The 15,866-nt window shown below is 67.4% G+C and carries 17 protein-coding genes and 2 tRNA genes; 10 read left to right on the plus strand and 9 right to left on the minus strand.

Annotation, left to right across the window (positions count from 1 at the left end):
• The first annotated feature begins 210 nt into the window (after positions 1–210).
• On the plus strand, positions 211–1,047 hold the full coding sequence (locus NM2_RS42825; protein ID WP_067682459.1) for a phosphoribosylaminoimidazolesuccinocarboxamide synthase: 837 nt from the start codon (positions 211–213) through the stop codon (positions 1,045–1,047).
• A gap of 69 nt (positions 1,048–1,116) precedes the next feature.
• On the opposite strand, the gene NM2_RS42830 is transcribed toward NM2_RS42825, so the two are convergent.
• The 4 genes from NM2_RS42830 to NM2_RS42845 form a co-directional block, all read right to left on the minus strand.
• A complete protein-coding gene (locus tag NM2_RS42830) occupies positions 1,117–1,608 on the minus strand; it encodes a Uma2 family endonuclease (RefSeq protein ID WP_169816349.1) in 492 nt (163 codons plus the stop codon).
• Between the two features lie 102 nt (positions 1,609–1,710).
• Complete coding sequence (locus NM2_RS42835; protein ID WP_245718514.1) at positions 1,711–2,937, minus strand: RNA polymerase sigma factor; 1,227 nt, start codon at positions 2,935–2,937, stop codon at positions 1,711–1,713.
• Positions 2,938–3,191: 254 nt separating this feature from the next.
• The gene (locus tag NM2_RS42840; RefSeq protein WP_174575753.1) at positions 3,192–3,593 is read right to left on the minus strand and encodes a YciI family protein; all 402 of its coding nucleotides are present in this window, start codon (positions 3,591–3,593) and stop codon (positions 3,192–3,194) included.
• Positions 3,594–3,809: 216 nt separating this feature from the next.
• Positions 3,810–5,030 (minus strand): NAD(P)/FAD-dependent oxidoreductase, encoded by a 1,221-nt coding sequence (locus NM2_RS42845; RefSeq protein WP_067682468.1) that lies wholly within the window; start codon positions 5,028–5,030, stop codon positions 3,810–3,812.
• Between the two features lie 149 nt (positions 5,031–5,179).
• Here NM2_RS42845 and NM2_RS42850 point away from each other — a divergent pair, with 149 nt between their 5' ends.
• Positions 5,180–5,830: a mycothiol-dependent nitroreductase Rv2466c family protein gene (locus tag NM2_RS42850; protein ID WP_067682471.1), complete on the plus strand. Its 651-nt coding sequence runs from the start codon at positions 5,180–5,182 to the stop codon at positions 5,828–5,830.
• A gap of 143 nt (positions 5,831–5,973) precedes the next feature.
• On the opposite strand, the gene NM2_RS42855 is transcribed toward NM2_RS42850, so the two are convergent.
• Positions 5,974–7,020, minus strand: coding sequence for a M48 family metallopeptidase (locus NM2_RS42855; protein ID WP_067682474.1), 1,047 nt, complete (start codon positions 7,018–7,020; stop codon positions 5,974–5,976).
• A gap of 73 nt (positions 7,021–7,093) precedes the next feature.
• On the opposite strand from NM2_RS42855, the gene NM2_RS42860 reads away from it, so the two are divergent.
• Complete coding sequence (locus NM2_RS42860; RefSeq protein WP_067682477.1) at positions 7,094–7,567, plus strand: ribose-5-phosphate isomerase; 474 nt, start codon at positions 7,094–7,096, stop codon at positions 7,565–7,567.
• Positions 7,568–7,674: 107 nt separating this feature from the next.
• Positions 7,675–8,490 carry an Fpg/Nei family DNA glycosylase gene (locus tag NM2_RS42865; protein ID WP_067682480.1) on the plus strand — a complete coding sequence of 272 codons (816 nt, stop codon included), beginning with the start codon at positions 7,675–7,677 and terminating at the stop codon, positions 8,488–8,490.
• A 23-nt stretch (positions 8,491–8,513) separates the two neighbouring features.
• Here NM2_RS42865 and NM2_RS42870 read toward each other — a convergent pair whose 3' ends face one another.
• Complete coding sequence (locus tag NM2_RS42870) at positions 8,514–8,744, minus strand: helix-turn-helix domain-containing protein (protein ID WP_067682483.1); 231 nt, start codon at positions 8,742–8,744, stop codon at positions 8,514–8,516.
• 162 nt (positions 8,745–8,906) lie between these two features.
• Between NM2_RS42870 and NM2_RS42875 the strand changes: the two genes are divergently transcribed.
• Positions 8,907–9,584 carry a TetR/AcrR family transcriptional regulator gene (locus tag NM2_RS42875; RefSeq protein ID WP_067682490.1) on the plus strand — a complete coding sequence of 226 codons (678 nt, stop codon included), beginning with the start codon at positions 8,907–8,909 and terminating at the stop codon, positions 9,582–9,584.
• A 166-nt stretch (positions 9,585–9,750) separates the two neighbouring features.
• Here the strand turns inward: NM2_RS42875 and NM2_RS42880 are convergent, their stop codons facing one another.
• Complete coding sequence (locus NM2_RS42880; protein ID WP_067682493.1) at positions 9,751–10,611, minus strand: GA module-containing protein; 861 nt, start codon at positions 10,609–10,611, stop codon at positions 9,751–9,753.
• A gap of 32 nt (positions 10,612–10,643) precedes the next feature.
• Entirely contained in the window at positions 10,644–11,648 is a 1,005-nt protein-coding gene (locus tag NM2_RS42885) for a GGDEF domain-containing protein (protein WP_067682521.1), read from the minus strand.
• 500 nt (positions 11,649–12,148) lie between these two features.
• Between NM2_RS42885 and NM2_RS42890 the strand changes: the two genes are divergently transcribed.
• Both NM2_RS42890 and NM2_RS42895 read left to right on the plus strand, forming a co-directional pair.
• A tRNA-Gly gene (locus tag NM2_RS42890) sits at positions 12,149–12,219 on the plus strand.
• 21 nt (positions 12,220–12,240) lie between these two features.
• Positions 12,241–12,314 (plus strand) — tRNA-Pro (locus NM2_RS42895).
• A gap of 17 nt (positions 12,315–12,331) precedes the next feature.
• Here NM2_RS42895 and NM2_RS42900 read toward each other — a convergent pair.
• Entirely contained in the window at positions 12,332–13,375 is a 1,044-nt protein-coding gene (locus tag NM2_RS42900) for a patatin-like phospholipase family protein (RefSeq protein ID WP_067682524.1), read from the minus strand.
• Positions 13,376–13,462: 87 nt separating this feature from the next.
• Here NM2_RS42900 and NM2_RS42905 point away from each other — a divergent pair, with 87 nt between their 5' ends.
• From NM2_RS42905 to NM2_RS42915, 3 genes are all read left to right on the plus strand, one after another.
• Positions 13,463–13,936: an NUDIX hydrolase gene (locus tag NM2_RS42905; RefSeq protein ID WP_067682496.1), complete on the plus strand. Its 474-nt coding sequence runs from the start codon at positions 13,463–13,465 to the stop codon at positions 13,934–13,936.
• A 97-nt stretch (positions 13,937–14,033) separates the two neighbouring features.
• The gene (locus NM2_RS42910) at positions 14,034–15,509 is read left to right on the plus strand and encodes a sensor histidine kinase (protein ID WP_067682499.1); all 1,476 of its coding nucleotides are present in this window, start codon (positions 14,034–14,036) and stop codon (positions 15,507–15,509) included.
• Positions 15,510–15,589: 80 nt separating this feature from the next.
• The coding region (locus NM2_RS42915; RefSeq protein WP_157121810.1) for a glycosyltransferase at positions 15,590–15,866 on the plus strand (277 nt) is incomplete at its 3' end.

A 15,866-nucleotide genomic window follows, 5' to 3' on the forward strand; every position in this document is an offset into this window, starting at 1 on the left:
CCGCGGGCGCCGACCGGGATCACCTGTCGTGCACGGGTGCGAACGCAACGATGCCCAGAATGCCACGTCGTCGGAGAGCGGGGGCGTGTGCAGCCCCCGACCGGCGGCGGGGTGCGCCTCGGTAGGCTGTGCGGCGTCCGCGTCGCTCGGGTGTCGAGCGCGCAGGGTCGGCAATCGGGTGATTCACCGGCGCGCATACGAGGAGGACAGTTGAAGCACATCCACGCGGGTAAGGTGCGCGATCTGTACGAGGACGGCGATTCGCTGATCCTGGTCGCCTCGGACCGGGTCTCGGTCTACGACGTGGTGCTGCCGACGCCGATCCCCGACAAGGGCGCGCTGCTGACGCAGCTGTCGAACTGGTGGTTCGACCATCTGTCCGGCATCCCGAACCACGTGCTGTCGACCACGGATGTGCCCGCGGAATTCGCCGGACGCGCGGTCCGGGTGAAGTCGTTGAAGATGGTGCAGGTGGAATGCATCGCACGCGGTTACCTGTCGGGCTCGGGTCTGAAGGAGTACCAGCGCACCGGCTCGGTCTCGGGCATCGCGCTGCCGCCGGGTCTGCGCGAGGGCGACCGGCTGCCCGAGCCGATCTTCACCCCGACCACCAAGGCATCGGTGGGCCACGATGAGCCGATCACCTTCGACGACGTCGTCGCCCAGGAGGGCCGCGAGGTGGCCGAACGCCTGCGCGACCTGACCCTCGAGATCTACACCCGCGGCGCGGCCCACGCCGCCGAACGCGGTGTGATCATCGCCGATACGAAGGTCGAATTCGGCTGGGACGCAGACGTTCTCACCCTCGGCGACGAGGTCCTCACCTCCGACTCCTCCCGCTACTGGCCCGCCGCCCAGTGGCAGCCCGGCCATCCCCAGCCCTCCTTCGACAAACAGTTCGTCCGAGACTGGTCCACCTCCACCGGCTGGAACAAGGAGTACCCGGGCCCCGAGATCCCGGACGACATCGCCACCGCCACCCGCCAGAAGTACCAGGAGGCGTACGAGCTCATCACCGGAAAACCCTGGACCTCCCCGCAGTCCTGATCCGCACGTTTCCGATCGGGAGGATAGCTCCTGCGGCGATGTCGAGTTCGGATCAGCGGAGCGGGATGCTCAGTTGTTGAGTTCCACTGATACCCCGGCGATTTCGATCGGTACGTTGATGGGGTTGGTCGTTGTGTTGCGGTAACGGTTTTCGGTCGGTGTCGTGTGCAACGTCCATAGCTCGCGATCTGGGTCGACGATCAGATATACCGGGACACCACCTGTGGCGTAGATGCTCGTCTTGTCCACGTAGTCGGTTTCCCTGCTGCTGTCCGCGACAACCTCGACGAAGGCCAGTGCCTTGGAGGCATGCAATTCCGCATTTCTGTGGAAGATGCCGACATCCGGGGCCTTGGCTCGCTCGCCGGTGCCAGGAATCTTGACATCGGAGGTGGTCCGCAGGCTCGGAGCATTCAGCCGGATGCGGAAATCGATGTCGGAGATGATTCGCCAATGCTCGGACCGTTGTGGCGATACGACGATTACCTCCCCCTTGGCATCGGCCCGGAAACCCTCCGGCACTTCCATTTCCGCTGCGAGCTCAACCAGCTCATTGTGCAAACTCATAGGGGCTCCTGGTGTTGCAGTCGGTGACTTCCTGCTCAGCAGCCTGCCGCAGCTGACCGCTGACCTGGGTTGCATCCATGTCCGATAGGCGCGGGATCAGCGATCGGGATCTCGCCCAGACATTAGTGCAGTCCGCGACCTGGCGGCGCGCAGGAGCAGGTAGTCGCGTTCGGGGGTGCTGGTTGTGTGGCGGGCCGCGGCGGTGTAGCAGGCGATGGCTTCGGGGTGGTTTCCTGCCATTTCGTGGAGGTGGCCTCGGACCGCGTCGAGGCGGTGGGTGCCGGACAGGGCGGGCTCCAGATCGGTTGTCATTGCCAGGGCCGCGGCGGGGCCGTGGACCATGGCCGTGGCTATCGCGCGGTTCAGGGTGATCATCGGGTTGGGGGTGCGGGCCTCCAATTTGTTGTACAGCAACAGGATTCGGGGCCAGTCGGTGTCTTCGGCGTGGCGGGCCTGGGCGTGCAGGGCCGCGATGGCGGCTTGGAGGCGGTAGGGGCCGTCCAGGCCGGTGGTGATGGCCGTGGTGGCCAGCCGGATGCCCTCGGTGAGTTGTGCGCGGTTCCAGCGGGTTCGGTTCTGTTCGGGCAGCGGGATCAACTCGCCGCTGGGGCCGGTGCGGGCCGCGCGGCGGGCGTCGGTGAGCAGCATCAGGGCGAGCAGGGCGGTTACCTCGGGGTCGTCCGGGAGGAGACGGTGGGCGATCCGGGTCAGCCGGATCGCCTCGGTGGCAAGATCGGCGCGGTGCACGGTCCGGCCCGTCGAGGCGGTGTGGCCCTCGGTGAACATCAGGTACAGCACGTGCAGCACCGATTCACGTCGATCGGTCCACGCGGCGGTCTCGGTTCGCTCCGAGAGGGCGAAGGGGCGTTCCAGAGTCGCGAGACGTTTCTTCGCTCGCGAAATCCGTTGCGCCATTGTTGTTTCCGGAATCAGGAAGGCGTGGGCGATCTCCTCGGTGGTGAGCCCGCCCACCGCGCGCAGGGTCAGTGCGATCGCGCTCGCCGGTGACAGCGCGGGATGGCAGCACAGCAGCAACAGTGTGAGGGTGTCCTCGCGCGCGGGCTCGATATCGTTGTGCGGCTGCGCTTCTCGCGTCGCGGCGGTGACCTCGCGGTTGCGCCGGGCGATGTCGGCCCGCACCGCGTCGGTCATCCGTCGCTGTGCGACCTGGATCAACCAGGCCCGGGGATTGTCCGGCAGACCGGCCTCTGGCCACTGCGTCGTGGCCGCCAGCATCGCCTCCTGCACCGCGTCCTCGGCCGCATCGAAGTCCCCGAACCGCCGCGCCAGCACCCCGAGCACCGTCGGAGCCACTTCCCGCAAGAGGTACGCGATCTCGACATCGTGCCGATCGGCCTCTGTGTGACTCGATCTCGTGCTCGTATCGGAGCGTGAGGTCGACGCCTCGGTCCGGGAGGTTCCCGGATGGGGGACAGGTGATACCGGATCGTGGCCGGTAGCCGGATGACGTTCCGGTGCAACGCGTTCAGGATTCGGCGACGGCATGTCCTTGCAGTCCGATGGTGTGTCCGGGGTGTCCATGCTCTCGGATCCCTATGCGGTGGAGAATGATTCGGTCACGAGTCGACGGCGGGGGCGTCCATCACCTGACGGACTTCGATGCGTTCGCCGATGGGTTTGCCGCCCGGCCCGGGAGCGGCCGAGGCTTGCGCGGCGATCGCGACAGCGCGCTCGGGGGTGTCGACGTCGACGATCCAGTATCCGGCCAGGAACTCCTTGGTCTCGGGGAACGGCCCATCGGTCACCACCGGCGCGGAGCGGCCGTCGGAGCTGACCACCCGCGCCTGGTCCGGGTAGGCCAGGCCCTGGGCGTCGACGAGCTCACCGGAGTCGCGCAACTGTTCGCCCAGCATGCGCTGGAAATCGATGTGCGCGGCGATCTCCTCCGGCGTCCACTCGGTGATCGGGGTGTCGCAGTACTCGGCGGGCGCATAGGTCTTCAACAGCATGTACTTCACGGTCGGCTCCTGAATCTGTTCGCCTTTGCTCGGCATCGGCCAGCCGCACGATCCCGCCGGGACGCCATCTCGACGTTGTCGCCACGTCATTACCCGGCTCGTGTTCGTCGGCGAGACGAGCCGCGAACAATGCTGCGTGCCTTTGCTTCGCATCGGTGTTTTCCGGTAGGTCGGAGCCGGGGGGCGAAAATCATCGCATCCACTAAGTGACGTGCGTCACAACTCTGTGGAGGTGTCGGCCAGTCGCTGAGGATCGACCGGTTCACCTGCCCGGATGAGTTCCTTGATGCGGTCGGTGACATCCCAGACGTTGACATTCATCCCGGCCAGCACCCGGTTGCCGGAGTCCAGCCAGAAGGCGACGAACTCGCGGCCGGAGGTATTTCCGCGCACCACGACGGTGGTCTCCTGATCCGGGCCGACGTAGCCGGTGTACTCCATGCCCAGGTCGTACTGATCGGTGAAGAAGTACGGAACCCGGTCGTAGACGGCCGGAACGCCCAGCATGGTCTGCGCGGCCACCTCGGGCTGATTGAGCGCGGTGGCCCAGTGCTCCACCCGGATTCGCCGGCCCAGCACCGGATGCTGCTGATCGGCGATATCGCCGACGGCGACGATATCCGGATCGCTCGTGGCCAGGGACTCGTCGACCAGGACCCCGCCCTCGACCGTGATCCCGGCGTCGGCGGCCAGATCGGTATTGGGCCGCGCGCCGACGGCCACGAGCACCGCATCGGCCTCGATGACGGTGTCGTCGTCCAGCCGGACTCCGCTGGCGCGGCCCTGATCGGTGACGATCTCCGCGACCCGGACCGCGCAGCGCAGATCCACCCCGTGCGAGCGATGCAACTCGGCGAAGACCTGGCCCATCTCCGGGCCGAGCGCGGCGCGCAGCGGAACCGATTCGGTCTCCAGCATCGTCACCTCGACGTTCGCCGCGCGGGCCGCCGCGGTGACCTCCAGTCCGATCCAGCCCGCGCCGACCACCGCCAGCCGCCGGGCCGAGCCGAACAGCTCGATCAGCGCATCGGAATCCTCGATGGTCCGCAGGTGATATACGCCCTGGGCATCGGCCCCGGGCAGCGGCAGCCGCCGCGGACGCGATCCGGTCGCCAGTGCGAGTTTGTCGTAGCGAAGGGTCGAACCATCCGGCAGCGCAACGGTTTTCGACGCGCGATCGATTCCGGCCACGGTGGTGCCCAGCAGCAACTCGACATCGTGCTCGCGATACCACTCTGCGGGCTGCACCGTGAAATCGGCCAGTGCCTGTTTGCCGAGCAGATGTTCCTTGGACAGCGGGGGCCGCTCGTACGGCAGATGATCCTCCGCGGCGATCAGTGTCAGCGCACCGGCGAAATCGGCGGAGCGCAGATTTTCGGCGAGCTTGCCCGCGGCGAGACCGCCGCCGACGATGACGAACCTGGAATCTGTGCTCATGCGAACCCTCCGTGCGACGGTGACCAGGTCGTGTCCGACCCTACTGCGACCCACCGACACGGTCGGGAAATATCCGGAACTTTCCGTCGTTGATCAGAATTGACGGTGGTAGTGCATCACCGCTGGTGAACTTTGGAGAGGACTGCGACGTGAGCGATGCGACAACCGGAGCCAAGGACCGGGTGGACTTCTGGTTCGATCCGCTGTGCCCCTGGTGCTGGATCACCTCCCGCTGGATTCTGGAGGTCGAGAAGGTCCGCGATATCGAGGCCAATTTCCACGTGATGAGCCTGGCGGTGCTCAACGAGGGACGCGAGGGTCTGCCCGAACGGTATGTGGAGATGATGAAGTCCGCCTGGGCTCCGGTGCGCGTGGCCATCGCCGCCGCGCAGAAGCACGGTGACGAGGTGCTCGCCCCGCTCTACACCGCGATGGGCACCCGCATCCACAACCGCAAGGAAGAGTACGAGCGCGAGGATCGCGCCGAGTCGTTCGCCCTGGTCATCAAGGAGGCGCTCGACGAGGTCGGTCTGCCCGCGGAACTGGCCGAGGCCGCCGACAGCACCGAGTACGACGAGGCGCTGCGGATCAGCCACCACGCCGGGATGGACAAGGTCGGTCCGGACGTGGGCACCCCGACCATCCACATCAACGACGTGGCCTTCTTCGGCCCGGTGATCTCCCGCATCCCGCGCGGCGAGGAAGCCGGCAAGGTCTGGGACGGCGCGGTCGCCCTGGCCTCGTATCCGCACTTCTTCGAACTCAAGCGGACCCGTACCGAGGGACCGGTCTTCGACTGAATCCCATTGGGGCGCATCATGATCCGTCACGATGCGCCCCGTGCGGGGGCGTTCGAGCTGTGCCGCTCACGGGATGTTCGGGCGGAATCTCGCGCGGGAGCCGCGCTTGTGGCCGGGGTCGCGCGGCCGTGACGAGCGGGCGGTCAGCGCACGTTGCTCGGAATCTCGGTGTAATGCCCAGGCGGCGGATAGCCGGGCAGCTGAGTCCCGTTGTGCTGCACCGGAATCGGCGCGCTGGGGCGCAGGAACAGTTTCCCGTGGCGGCCGCGGTCGCGCAGTGCCCAGATCCGCCAGGTCAGTACGGGATGCGAGGACATCGCGTTGGCGACCCAGATGAACAAGCCCTTCTCCCGCGGGGCACGGTCGGCCATCTCGTTGATGTCGACCAGTGGGTTCAGATACTTTCCCGCGGCCAATACGCGCATCGCGCCGGGCGCGCCCATGTGCCGGTTGCAGTAGCCGTGATTGTCCGCGGTGTACTCCTGGGCGCGGCTCAGGGCGTTGCCCAGGATCGGCAGGAACGGCGACAGGAACATGCCGAGATTGCGCCAGTACGAGGTGTGTCCGGCGGCGATGTGGCCGACTTCGTGGCCGATGATGAACGCCAGCGCGTCGGGGTCGCGGGCCCGGCCGCCGACCTCGAACATATCGCTGTACACGCAGACGTACCGGCGGAAACCGTGGCCGGAGGCGAAGGCGTTGATCTGCCCGTTGCCCAGCACCACATAGGCTTCGGGAACGGTGGGCATGCCGTAGCGCGTGGCCGCCTCGGCCACCATCCGGTAGCCCTCGGGGAACTGGGTCGGCGACATCTTCACCGCGTTGACCCGCTGCATCGCGTAGTTCGCGCCGCGGCCGAACCACAGCAGGATCGGCGCGGCCAGGAATGCCAGCGTGTACTGGTTGATCAGGCCGAGCAGCACCAGCAGCGAGGTCACGAGATAGGCCAGCACGGTCACCACGATCACGACGATCAGCATCGGGATCTCCCAGCTGTGCCGGGCGGGCATGCCGTACGGCGACAGACCCCGGGCCTGCTGCACGACCGGCGGCTGCGGCGGTGTGTAGGGCGCCTGCGTGGTCCAGCCGGGTGGGCCCAGCCGCGGATCCCAGCCGGACATCCCGGTGACCGGATTCCAGCCCGGTGGTTGCTGCGATGTCGACGGCGGCAGTTGGTGCTCGGGCTGCATGCCGTGAACTCTATAGAAATCCGCCGTCGGCCCCGCGTCGGAGCGGCGGGTGGGGCCTGACACAATCGCTGCCATGCGCGTATACCTGGGTGCCGACCATGCCGGCTTCGAGCTGAAGAATCACATCAAAGACCACCTGAAGCAGGCTGGCCACGAGGTGGTCGACTGCGGCGCACACGAATACGACGCCGTCGACGACTACCCGGCGTTCTGCATCGATGCCGCGCGGCGCGTGGTCGCCGACGAGGGCAGTCTCGGCATCGTGCTCGGTGGTAGCGGGAACGGTGAGCAGATCGCCGCGAACAAGGTGCCCGGCGCGCGTTGCGCACTGGCCTGGAGCGTGGAGACCGCGCAGCTGGCCCGTCAGCACAACAACGCTCAGCTGATGGGCATCGGCGGCCGGATGCACACGGTGCCCGAGGCGTTGGCGATCGTCGATGCCTTCCTGGCCACCAAGTGGTCGGACGAGCCGCGTCACCAGCGTCGCATCGATATCATCTCCGAATACGAGAAGACCGGTACTGCGCCGGAGCTTCCCGCCGGCTGATCGCACCACCAGGAGTCGATCGCACCCCGTTCACGGCTCGCCGGGCGGGGTGCGCGGCTGTGGTGAGTTGTATCGGTCTCGGGTGAAGGATGAGGTGAGGACGGGGCATGCCGGAGGGGCATACGCTGCATCGGCTGGCGAAGCTGCATCATCAGCGGTTCGCCGGGGGAGCGGTGCGGGTGTCCAGTCCGCAGGGCCGATTCGCCGAGGGGGCCGCGCTGGTCGACGGGCGGGTGCTCGTGCGCGCGGAGGCGTGGGGGAAACATCTACTGCACCACTATGATTCGGGCCTGGCCGTGCACGTGCACCTGGGGTTGTACGGGACCTTCGTCGAATCGGCCGGGCCGCTGGGTGATCCGGTGGGCCAGGTGCGGATGCGGATGGCCGGCGCCGGTCGCGCCGGTGAGCAGCTGTACGGAACGGATCTGCGCGGGCCGACCGCCTGCGAGGTGCTGCACGAGCCTGAGGTCGCGGCCCTGACCGCGCGATTGGGTCCGGATCCGTTGCGCCGCAACGCCGATCCTTCGCTGGCCTGGGAGCGCATCCGGCGTTCGGCTCGTCCGCTGGGGGCGTTGCTGATGGATCAGAAGGTGCTGGCCGGGGTCGGTAACGTCTACCGCGCGGAATTGCTGTTCCGCCATGGGATTTCGCCGCATCGCCCCGGCCGTGAACTGAGCTGGGCCGAATGGGACGAGCTGTGGACCGATCTGGTCGAGCTCATGCGGGTCGGGGTGCGTCGCGGCAAGATGCACGTGGTGCGCCCCGAACACGACCACGGCGCACCGTCTTACGCCGCCGACCGGCCGCGCACCTACGTGTATCGCCGGGTCGGCGAACCGTGCCGCATGTGCGGCGCCACCGTCGTGCACGCGGTGATGGAGGGTCGAAACCTGTTCTGGTGCCCCGCCTGTCAGCCCGGCTGACAGTTCGCCGCTGGACGACCCGATCAGTGCGGTGCGCGGGTGGTGAGCGCGAGTGCGCGGCCACGTTCGCTGATCTGCCAGCACCCCTTGTAGGGAATGGCGACGATCAGGCCGCGGGCCTGTAAGCGCGCTAGTGCGTTCCGAGTGCTCCATCCGGTGAGCTGTGCCTGGCGCTGGATCTGCACCGCCGACAACAGCCCGCCGGGACGCAGGATGTTCAGCACCACCGACTGTGCTGCCTGGCCGAACTTCATGGCTTCTCCTCGAAATGCTCGACACCGAAAGGTGTAGGCAGAGCCCTGAATTCGCTCGAATCGCGGGGGGTTACACTTGCCAGGATAATTATCGACATCACATGCTGTCAACAGCGGGTGATGTCAACATCTTTCCGGTGAAATTGTTGTGAGAGGACACACATGCCGACCGACACCGAGGAGCCCAAGGGCGAGGCCCGGCGCTGGCGGGGGCGCGAGCCCGCCGACCGCACCGCCACCCGCCGTCGGCAGCTGCTCGACGCCGGATTGGATCTGATGGGGACCATCGGAGCGGCGGGGATGTCGATGCGTGCGGTATGCCGTGCCGCGAGCCTCACCGAGCGGTATTTCTACGAGAGCTTCGCGAACCTCGACGCGCTGCAACTGGCCATCCTGGACGAGGTCGTGCTCGGCGCCCGCGATCGGCTGCTCGCTGCACTGGCCGACGCGCCGCCCGAGCCGGAAAAGGTCTTCGCGCATGTGGTGTCGCGCTTCACCGACTACATGGACGAGGATCCGCGGCGCGGGCGGATCATGTTCGTGGAGTCGCAGGCGACCCTGGCGCTGGGGGAGCGCGGCAACGAGCTCATCGTCGAGTTCACCGCGCCGATCGCGCTGAGTCTGGCCGGTGCCCAGGGGAAGCGGAACCCGCCGGACGACACCGATATCCTGCTCAACGCGCACGCTATTTTCGGTGCGCTGGCCTTCCTGTACCGGCCCTGGCTCGACGGTGCGCTGGACATCTCCCGGGACAGGTTCGACCGGCATGCGACCAGTGCGATCACCGAACTCGCGCGGGCCAGGTCGTCATCGGCGGGGCGGTCGGCCGTAGGGAAGTAGCCGACGCTTTACGCCGGGGCTCAGCACATACGTCGCTGAAGTGTGAATACTGAACCGCCACTGAGGGTCTGAGCTGCGTCACAGCCTCGAGGCGAGGCCGCGCGGGGCGACGCGCTCAGGAACTGCTGTCGAGGCTGGGCCGCACGGGGTGTTCGGGGCGACGCGCTCAGAAACTGCCGTCGAATCCGCCGCCGCCCCAGTCGCCGCCGTCGAAACCTCCGCCGCCGTCGAAACCGCCTCCGTCCCAACCGCTCTGGTCGTATCCGCCCTGGTCGTAGCCACCTTGGTCGTAGCCGCCATTGTCGTAACCGGATTGGTCGTAACCGGCCTGATAATCCTGGCCGGCGGCGAATCCGTCGTCATAGCCCGAGCCGTAGCCGCCCTCGAAACCGGCGGCGTCGTATCCCACGCCCGACATGCCGTGGAAGAGGGTGTCGAACAGCAGCGCCGAGCCCACGCCCCAGGCCCCCGCCACCAGCGCGGTCTTCCACCACGGCTCGGAGTACCACCCGGCCGGGACGGGTCGTCCGGCGACGCGACCGCCCGGGTAGTAGTTCGGTGTCTGCGGTGAGGGCATGGGCGATGCCTGAACGCGGCGGCCGTCGAAGTCGACCGTGCGATCCTCCGAGACCCGCCCGGCCGAACGCTGTCCGTCGAGTTCGGGAACCGGCGGCCCCGGATCAATGCCCATCACGGTCCGCGCGGCCCGGACGTAGTAGAGCCCTTCGAGCGCGGTCTCCTTCGCCAGGTGGGCCTGCGCGACCGTGGACGCCTGATCGATCTGAGATCCGGCGGCGTTGAGCCGCTCACCGGCGTCGGCGAGGGCCTGTTTGGATGCCTGATCGGTCCCCGTGAGGTTGTAGACCTGCCCGCCGAGACGTTCGATGAGCCGACGGGCATCGGCCTTGGCGTCGGCGAGCTGGGTCGCTTGGTGCCCACGTGCGGTGTTTCGACCGGCGAAGCTCATCACCAGGAAGACCACGAGGACGACGACCAGGATGACCAGGAGTACCATCACGCCGTCCAGGGTACGCGGATCCGATAGCCGCCCAGTTGCTGTTACCCCGCTGCGGCCACGTCGTACGGCAGCCGCGCGGGGACGAGCACTCCCGGCTCGGACTCCTCGTCCTCCGGTTCGGAAACCGCGAATCGCCGCTTACCCGCGGTTTTCGCCGAATACATGGCTCGGTCGGCGCTGCGTAGCAGGTCGGAGAACTCACAGGCGCGTCCGGGCGGGCAGTACGCGGTGCCGACGCTCGCCGACACTGGAACCGGGCCCGAGGCGGTGGGCACCGGATCGTTCAGCGCGGCCAGCACCCGCATTGCCACGTCACCGAGGGTGTTGCGGCGAGCCGAGAGCGCCAGCACGAATTCGTCGCCGCCGTACCGGCAGGCCACCGTGTCCTGCGGGCAGGTGACCCGTAGCCGACGCGAAATCTCCACCAGCACTTCGTCTCCGACGCTGTGCCCGTATCGGTCGTTGATCTGTTTGAAATCGTCCACGTCGATCAGCAGCAGGCCGACGCCGCGCGAACGGTCCGCCGCCATCAGGCGCACCCGCTCCTGTAGGAGGGAGCGATTGGCCAGATCGGTGAGCGCGTCGTGGGTGGCCTCGTGACGTAGCTGGTGGTGCAGCTCCGCGATCTCCTGGACCCGCACCGAGACCCGCTCCTCGAGGTTGGCCTCCTGCTGCTCGAGCGCCTGCTGCTGCAGCGCCTCGGCGTAACTCTCGATGGCGTGACTGGCCACGAGCGGCCAGCGGGTGGCCACGAGCGAACCGTGATATCCGGGTGCGAAGCCGAGTAGAGCGCGGCTGGCGGGAGCGAGCATGCGGGTGCGGTCGAAGGGCGCCTCGGCCAGCCGCCGCCCGATGCTGCGGGCCGACCGGACCGGGAACGGCTCAGAACGGGCCAGATCGAGTAGTTCGTTGATGAGCGAGGCGAACACTCGCTGGAGATGTTCGGGCGGGACGGTCAGCCCGCTGCTGCGATAGACCGCGGAGACCCAGTCCCGAGACGTCGTGGCGACCGCGGCGGCGGTCACGGGATCGAGTTCGGTGAGCATGGCGCTCACCTCACGCAGACGTCACGGGGCGCGGCGGGCGCGCCGACTGTGCTCTCCGGACGACAACCCTCCGGATCGTGCCTACTGCTATGCGGTCCGCTCCACCTAGCTCGGTGCATGCTCACCGCCCCCTTTCCAGATACCCCCGTCCGGCAAAAAGGATCCTAGCAAGCCACCCGACTCCGAAAAATGCTGTTTTCCAACCTCTTCGGGAATTCGGCGAATGGCAACGAGTAGGTCATCGTCACGAGAGCTGCGGTGTTACGCCCGCGCCCAGCGTGTCTTCCGCGACGCGCCGAACACATCGTGTCGACCTGGTGGGTGATTGATGTGACATCCGTCTCGTCCACATCGGGCGCGCCCGATTCGCGACGGTCCCATCCGGGTGATATCGCGGTGTGGCACCGCCCCTGGCAGGGCGATTGGCATTTCCGAAGTGAGGTTCGGTACAGTCTCAGTCGCAGACGACATCGAGGCGATCCCGTCGGTGTCGTGTGCCTGCGGGTGTAGTTCAATGGTAGAACCTCAGCCTTCCAAGCTGATGGTGCGGGTTCGATTCCCGTCACCCGCTCTGTGGTCCATTCGGATCCTCCGGGATGTAGCGCAGCTTGGTAGCGCATCCGCTTTGGGAGCGGAGGGTCGCAGGTTCAAATCCTGTCATCCCGACTGTAATTTCTTGTGGTTCAACGAGATCCGGTCGCATCGGACTCGGAGCCCGTTTCGGGCGCGGCGATTTCCGGCTGATTCCGCGGCTCGGATACCGCCGCTGTCGGTCCTGGCAAACCAGCCGCATCCAGTGCCGCGGCGGTGATCTCGCGGCCCCCGGCGATGACCTCGGCGGCGCGGTGGAAGTCCAGGGTGCGGCAGATCGAGCGGGGGATTTCGATCAGCAGGTCCGGGGGCTGGGCGGCCAGCTGGTGACGGGTCAGGGCAGCCTGCATGACGTCGAGGGAGCGGTTGAGCAGGTCGACGCGGCCCAGTCTCGGTGCGGCGGGCGAGGTTTCGGCTACCCGATGGTGGGGCTCGCCGATGATCTGCGGTGTTCCGCCGAAGCGGCCGATGATGGTCGAGGTCATCTGGGCGGCGCCGCGGCGGATGCGGTCGACCCATTCGTCGATCGCGCCGGGCTCTTTGGGCGCGGTCCTGTCGTGCGGAGGGCCGGGGAGCGGATCGTTGCCGGTGAGGCTGACGCCGATGGTGATGTCGGCGTCCTGGATGGCCAGGGTCGGGACCACCGGGAGCGGGTCGAGGATGCCGCCGTCGGCCAGCACCCGCTCACCGATCACCAACGGTGAGATGACCCCGGGAATCGCGATGGACGCGCGGATGGCGGTATCGACCGGACCGTGCTGGAACCACACCGATCGGCCGCTGGTCAGATCGGTGGCGACGGCTGTGTAGGGGATCGGGAGTTCCTCGATGAGGGTGTCGCCCAGCATTTCCCGGATGCGGCCCAGGATCTTCGCCGCGCGGATCGCGCCGGGCTCGGAGAACGAGGGATCCAGCAGGCGCACCACCTCGAACTGATTCAGCGTGGTCGCCCAGTCCGTGTAATCCTCCAGCTTCCCGGCGGCGAACACACCGCCCACCAATGCGCCCATCGACGATCCGGCGACACCGGCGATCTCGAACCCACGCGCCTGCAACTCCCGGATGACGCCCACGTGCGCGTACCCCCGGGCGCCACCGCTGCCCAGGGCGAGGATCACTCGCTTCGGTCCGGCCATCACCACATCGTAGGGTGGCCGCCGCGGCGGATTCCCGAGCGTCCGGGCGTCCGGTACGGGCCTGAGCGTGAAATATAGACTCCGGCCATGAAATTCAGCGCCGGAGTACTGCTGTTCCGCCGCGCGTCCGGGATCGAGGTGCTGCTCGGGCATATGGGCGGTCCGCTGTGGGCTCGCAAGGACCTGGGGGCCTGGTCGATTCCCAAGGGGGAATACGATCCGGAGTCCGAGGTCGCGCGGGCGGCGGCGGCGCGGGAATTCACCGAGGAACTGGGAATGCCGGTGCCCGATGGGGAGTGGATCGAACTCGGCGAGGTTCGATACGGCAGCGGTCGCGGCAAGAAAGAGGTCACCGTCTGGGCGGTCGAGGCGAATCTCGATACCACACAGGTGAATCCGGGTATCTTCGAGATGGAATGGCCGCCGCGATCGGGCCGGATGCGGCAGTTCCCGGAGATCGATCGCGCCGAGTGGTTCGATACGGCCATCGCGCACGACAAGCTCGGCGCGGGGCAGCGGCCCTATCTGGACCGGCTCACCGAACATCTCGCGGTCCGCTGATGCGTCTGCAGGAAATGCGCAGTCGCCTTGCAGGAATCTCCCAGCTTCGCTCGGTAGAGATAGGCCGGTGACTACCGTATTCCGGCGCACCCGGGCGATGCTTGGCCGGCGTGTGTCGGCGGTTCCGCTGCGTATCGCGCTGGTCGTCGCCATGGTGAGCCTGGCCGGGGTGGTCCTGGCCGCCTCCGGAATCGCGGTGACCTCCTCGCTGTCGAAATCCCTGACCGACCGCACCGACGAGCAGTTGTTCGACGCCGCGCACACCTGGGCCCGGCCCACGCCGATGAAGTTGATCAGCACCGGCGACGGAGAGATGACCTGGGTGCCCGCGGATGTGAACGCCCCGCCGGAGAGACTGTCCTCGGCCGAGCAACCGCACCGTTTCTTCGAGCTGCGTCGCGGTCCCGATGGGGAGCTGTATCGCATTCAGCCCGACAAGACCGCGTCGATGCCGAAACTGTCCGGGCTGACCGCGCACACGCCGGTGACGGTGCCGTCCTCCGACGGTTCGGACACCAACTGGCGCGTTCTGCTGACCACCAACGCACACGGTTCGACCATCATCGGCCTGCCGCTCGACGACAATGTCGACACCGTCTCGAAACTGATCGGATTCGAGATCGCCACCACCGTGGGCGCGCTGGTCCTGCTCGGCGCGGGCGGCTATCTGGTGGTCCGGCGCAGTCTGCGCCCGCTGAGCCAGGTGGAGGAGACCGCGGCCGCGATCGCCGGTGGTGATCTGAGCCGTCGCGTCCCGGTGCGTGACGTGGACACCGAGGTCGATCATCTCGCCCGTTCGCTCAACGTGATGCTCACCCAGATCCAGCACGGCGTCACCGCGACCGAGGCCTCGGAGGAGGCGGCGCGACGTTCGGAGGCCAAGATGCGGCAGTTCGTCGCCGACGCCAGCCACGAACTGCGCACCCCGTTGACGACCATCCGCGGTTTCGCCGAACTGTATCGCCAGGGCGCGAGCCAGGATCCGCAACTGGTGCTCGAACGTATCGAGGCCGAGGCGGGTCGGATGGGCCTGCTGGTGGAGGATCTGCTGATGCTGGCCCGCATGGACGCGCAGCGTCCGCTGGAATCGGTGTCGGTGGACATGCTGGCGTTGGCCGGTGACGTGGTGCACGGCGCGCAGGCGATGAACGCCAAGCAGGACGGACCGGATCACCCTGTGGCACTGGATGTTCGGCCCGGTTCGGGCACGCTGGAGGTGCCTGGCGACGCGGCTCGGCTGCGGCAGGTGCTGGCGAATCTGGTCGGCAACGCGATGGCGCACACTCCGCCGGGGACGCCGGTGACGGTGCGGCTGACGCCCGGCGAGGACGCCGTGCGGATCGAGGTGAGCGACAAGGGCCCGGGGCTGGCGCCCGAGGCCGCCGCGCGCGTGTTCGAACGGTTCTATCGCACCGACGCCTCGCGTGCGCGGGCCAGCGGCGGCAGCGGATTGGGCCTGTCTATCGTGCAGGCATTGGTGACCGCGCACGGCGGTACGGTCGCTGTGGACAGTGCACCGGGCGAGGGTGCGACGTTCACCGTCGTACTGCCGCGCACCCGTCCCGAGCAGTGACGATCCCGGTGGATCGGCTCCCAGGTATCTCGCAGCTCCGATCCAGTACCTACCAAGGCTGACCGGCGAATCTTGGTGACATGACCGAGACTTCGACCGTTACCGCTTCGAACCGCAGTGGCGCAGCGGTTACCGCGCCCGTCCTGGACGTGGTTATTCCCGTCTACAACGAGGAACGTGATCTCGGCGTCTGCGTGCGCCGCCTGCACGAGTTCCTCGGCGACGGATTCCCGTTCAGCGCGCGGATCACCATCGCCGACAACGCCTCCACCGACGCCACCCTCGATGTCGCGAACTACCTCGCGGCCGAGCTGGATGGCGTGCGGGTGGTGCATCTGGACCGTAAGGGCCGCGGCC

The sequence above is a fragment of the Nocardia miyunensis NBRC 108239 genome, assembly GCF_001613065.1.
GTDB lineage: Bacteria > Actinomycetota > Actinomycetes > Mycobacteriales > Mycobacteriaceae > Nocardia > Nocardia miyunensis.

Coding starts and splice junctions, on each gene's coding strand:
- NM2_RS42845 (WP_067682468.1), bottom strand. CDS start 5,030: ATGAGCACAGATTCCAGGTTCGTCATCGTCGGCGGCGGTCTCGCCGCG.
- NM2_RS42855 (WP_067682474.1), bottom strand. CDS start 7,020: ATGCAGCCCGAGCACCAACTGCCGCCGTCGACATCGCAGCAACCACCG.
- NM2_RS42860 (WP_067682477.1), top strand. CDS start 7,094: ATGCGCGTATACCTGGGTGCCGACCATGCCGGCTTCGAGCTGAAGAAT.
- NM2_RS42865 (WP_067682480.1), top strand. CDS start 7,675: ATGCCGGAGGGGCATACGCTGCATCGGCTGGCGAAGCTGCATCATCAG.
- NM2_RS42870 (WP_067682483.1), bottom strand. CDS start 8,744: ATGAAGTTCGGCCAGGCAGCACAGTCGGTGGTGCTGAACATCCTGCGT.
- NM2_RS42875 (WP_067682490.1), top strand. CDS start 8,907: ATGCCGACCGACACCGAGGAGCCCAAGGGCGAGGCCCGGCGCTGGCGG.
- NM2_RS42885 (WP_067682521.1), bottom strand. CDS start 11,648: ATGCTCACCGAACTCGATCCCGTGACCGCCGCCGCGGTCGCCACGACG.
- NM2_RS42900 (WP_067682524.1), bottom strand. CDS start 13,375: ATGGCCGGACCGAAGCGAGTGATCCTCGCCCTGGGCAGCGGTGGCGCC.
- NM2_RS42905 (WP_067682496.1), top strand. CDS start 13,463: ATGAAATTCAGCGCCGGAGTACTGCTGTTCCGCCGCGCGTCCGGGATC.
- NM2_RS42910 (WP_067682499.1), top strand. CDS start 14,034: ATGCTTGGCCGGCGTGTGTCGGCGGTTCCGCTGCGTATCGCGCTGGTC.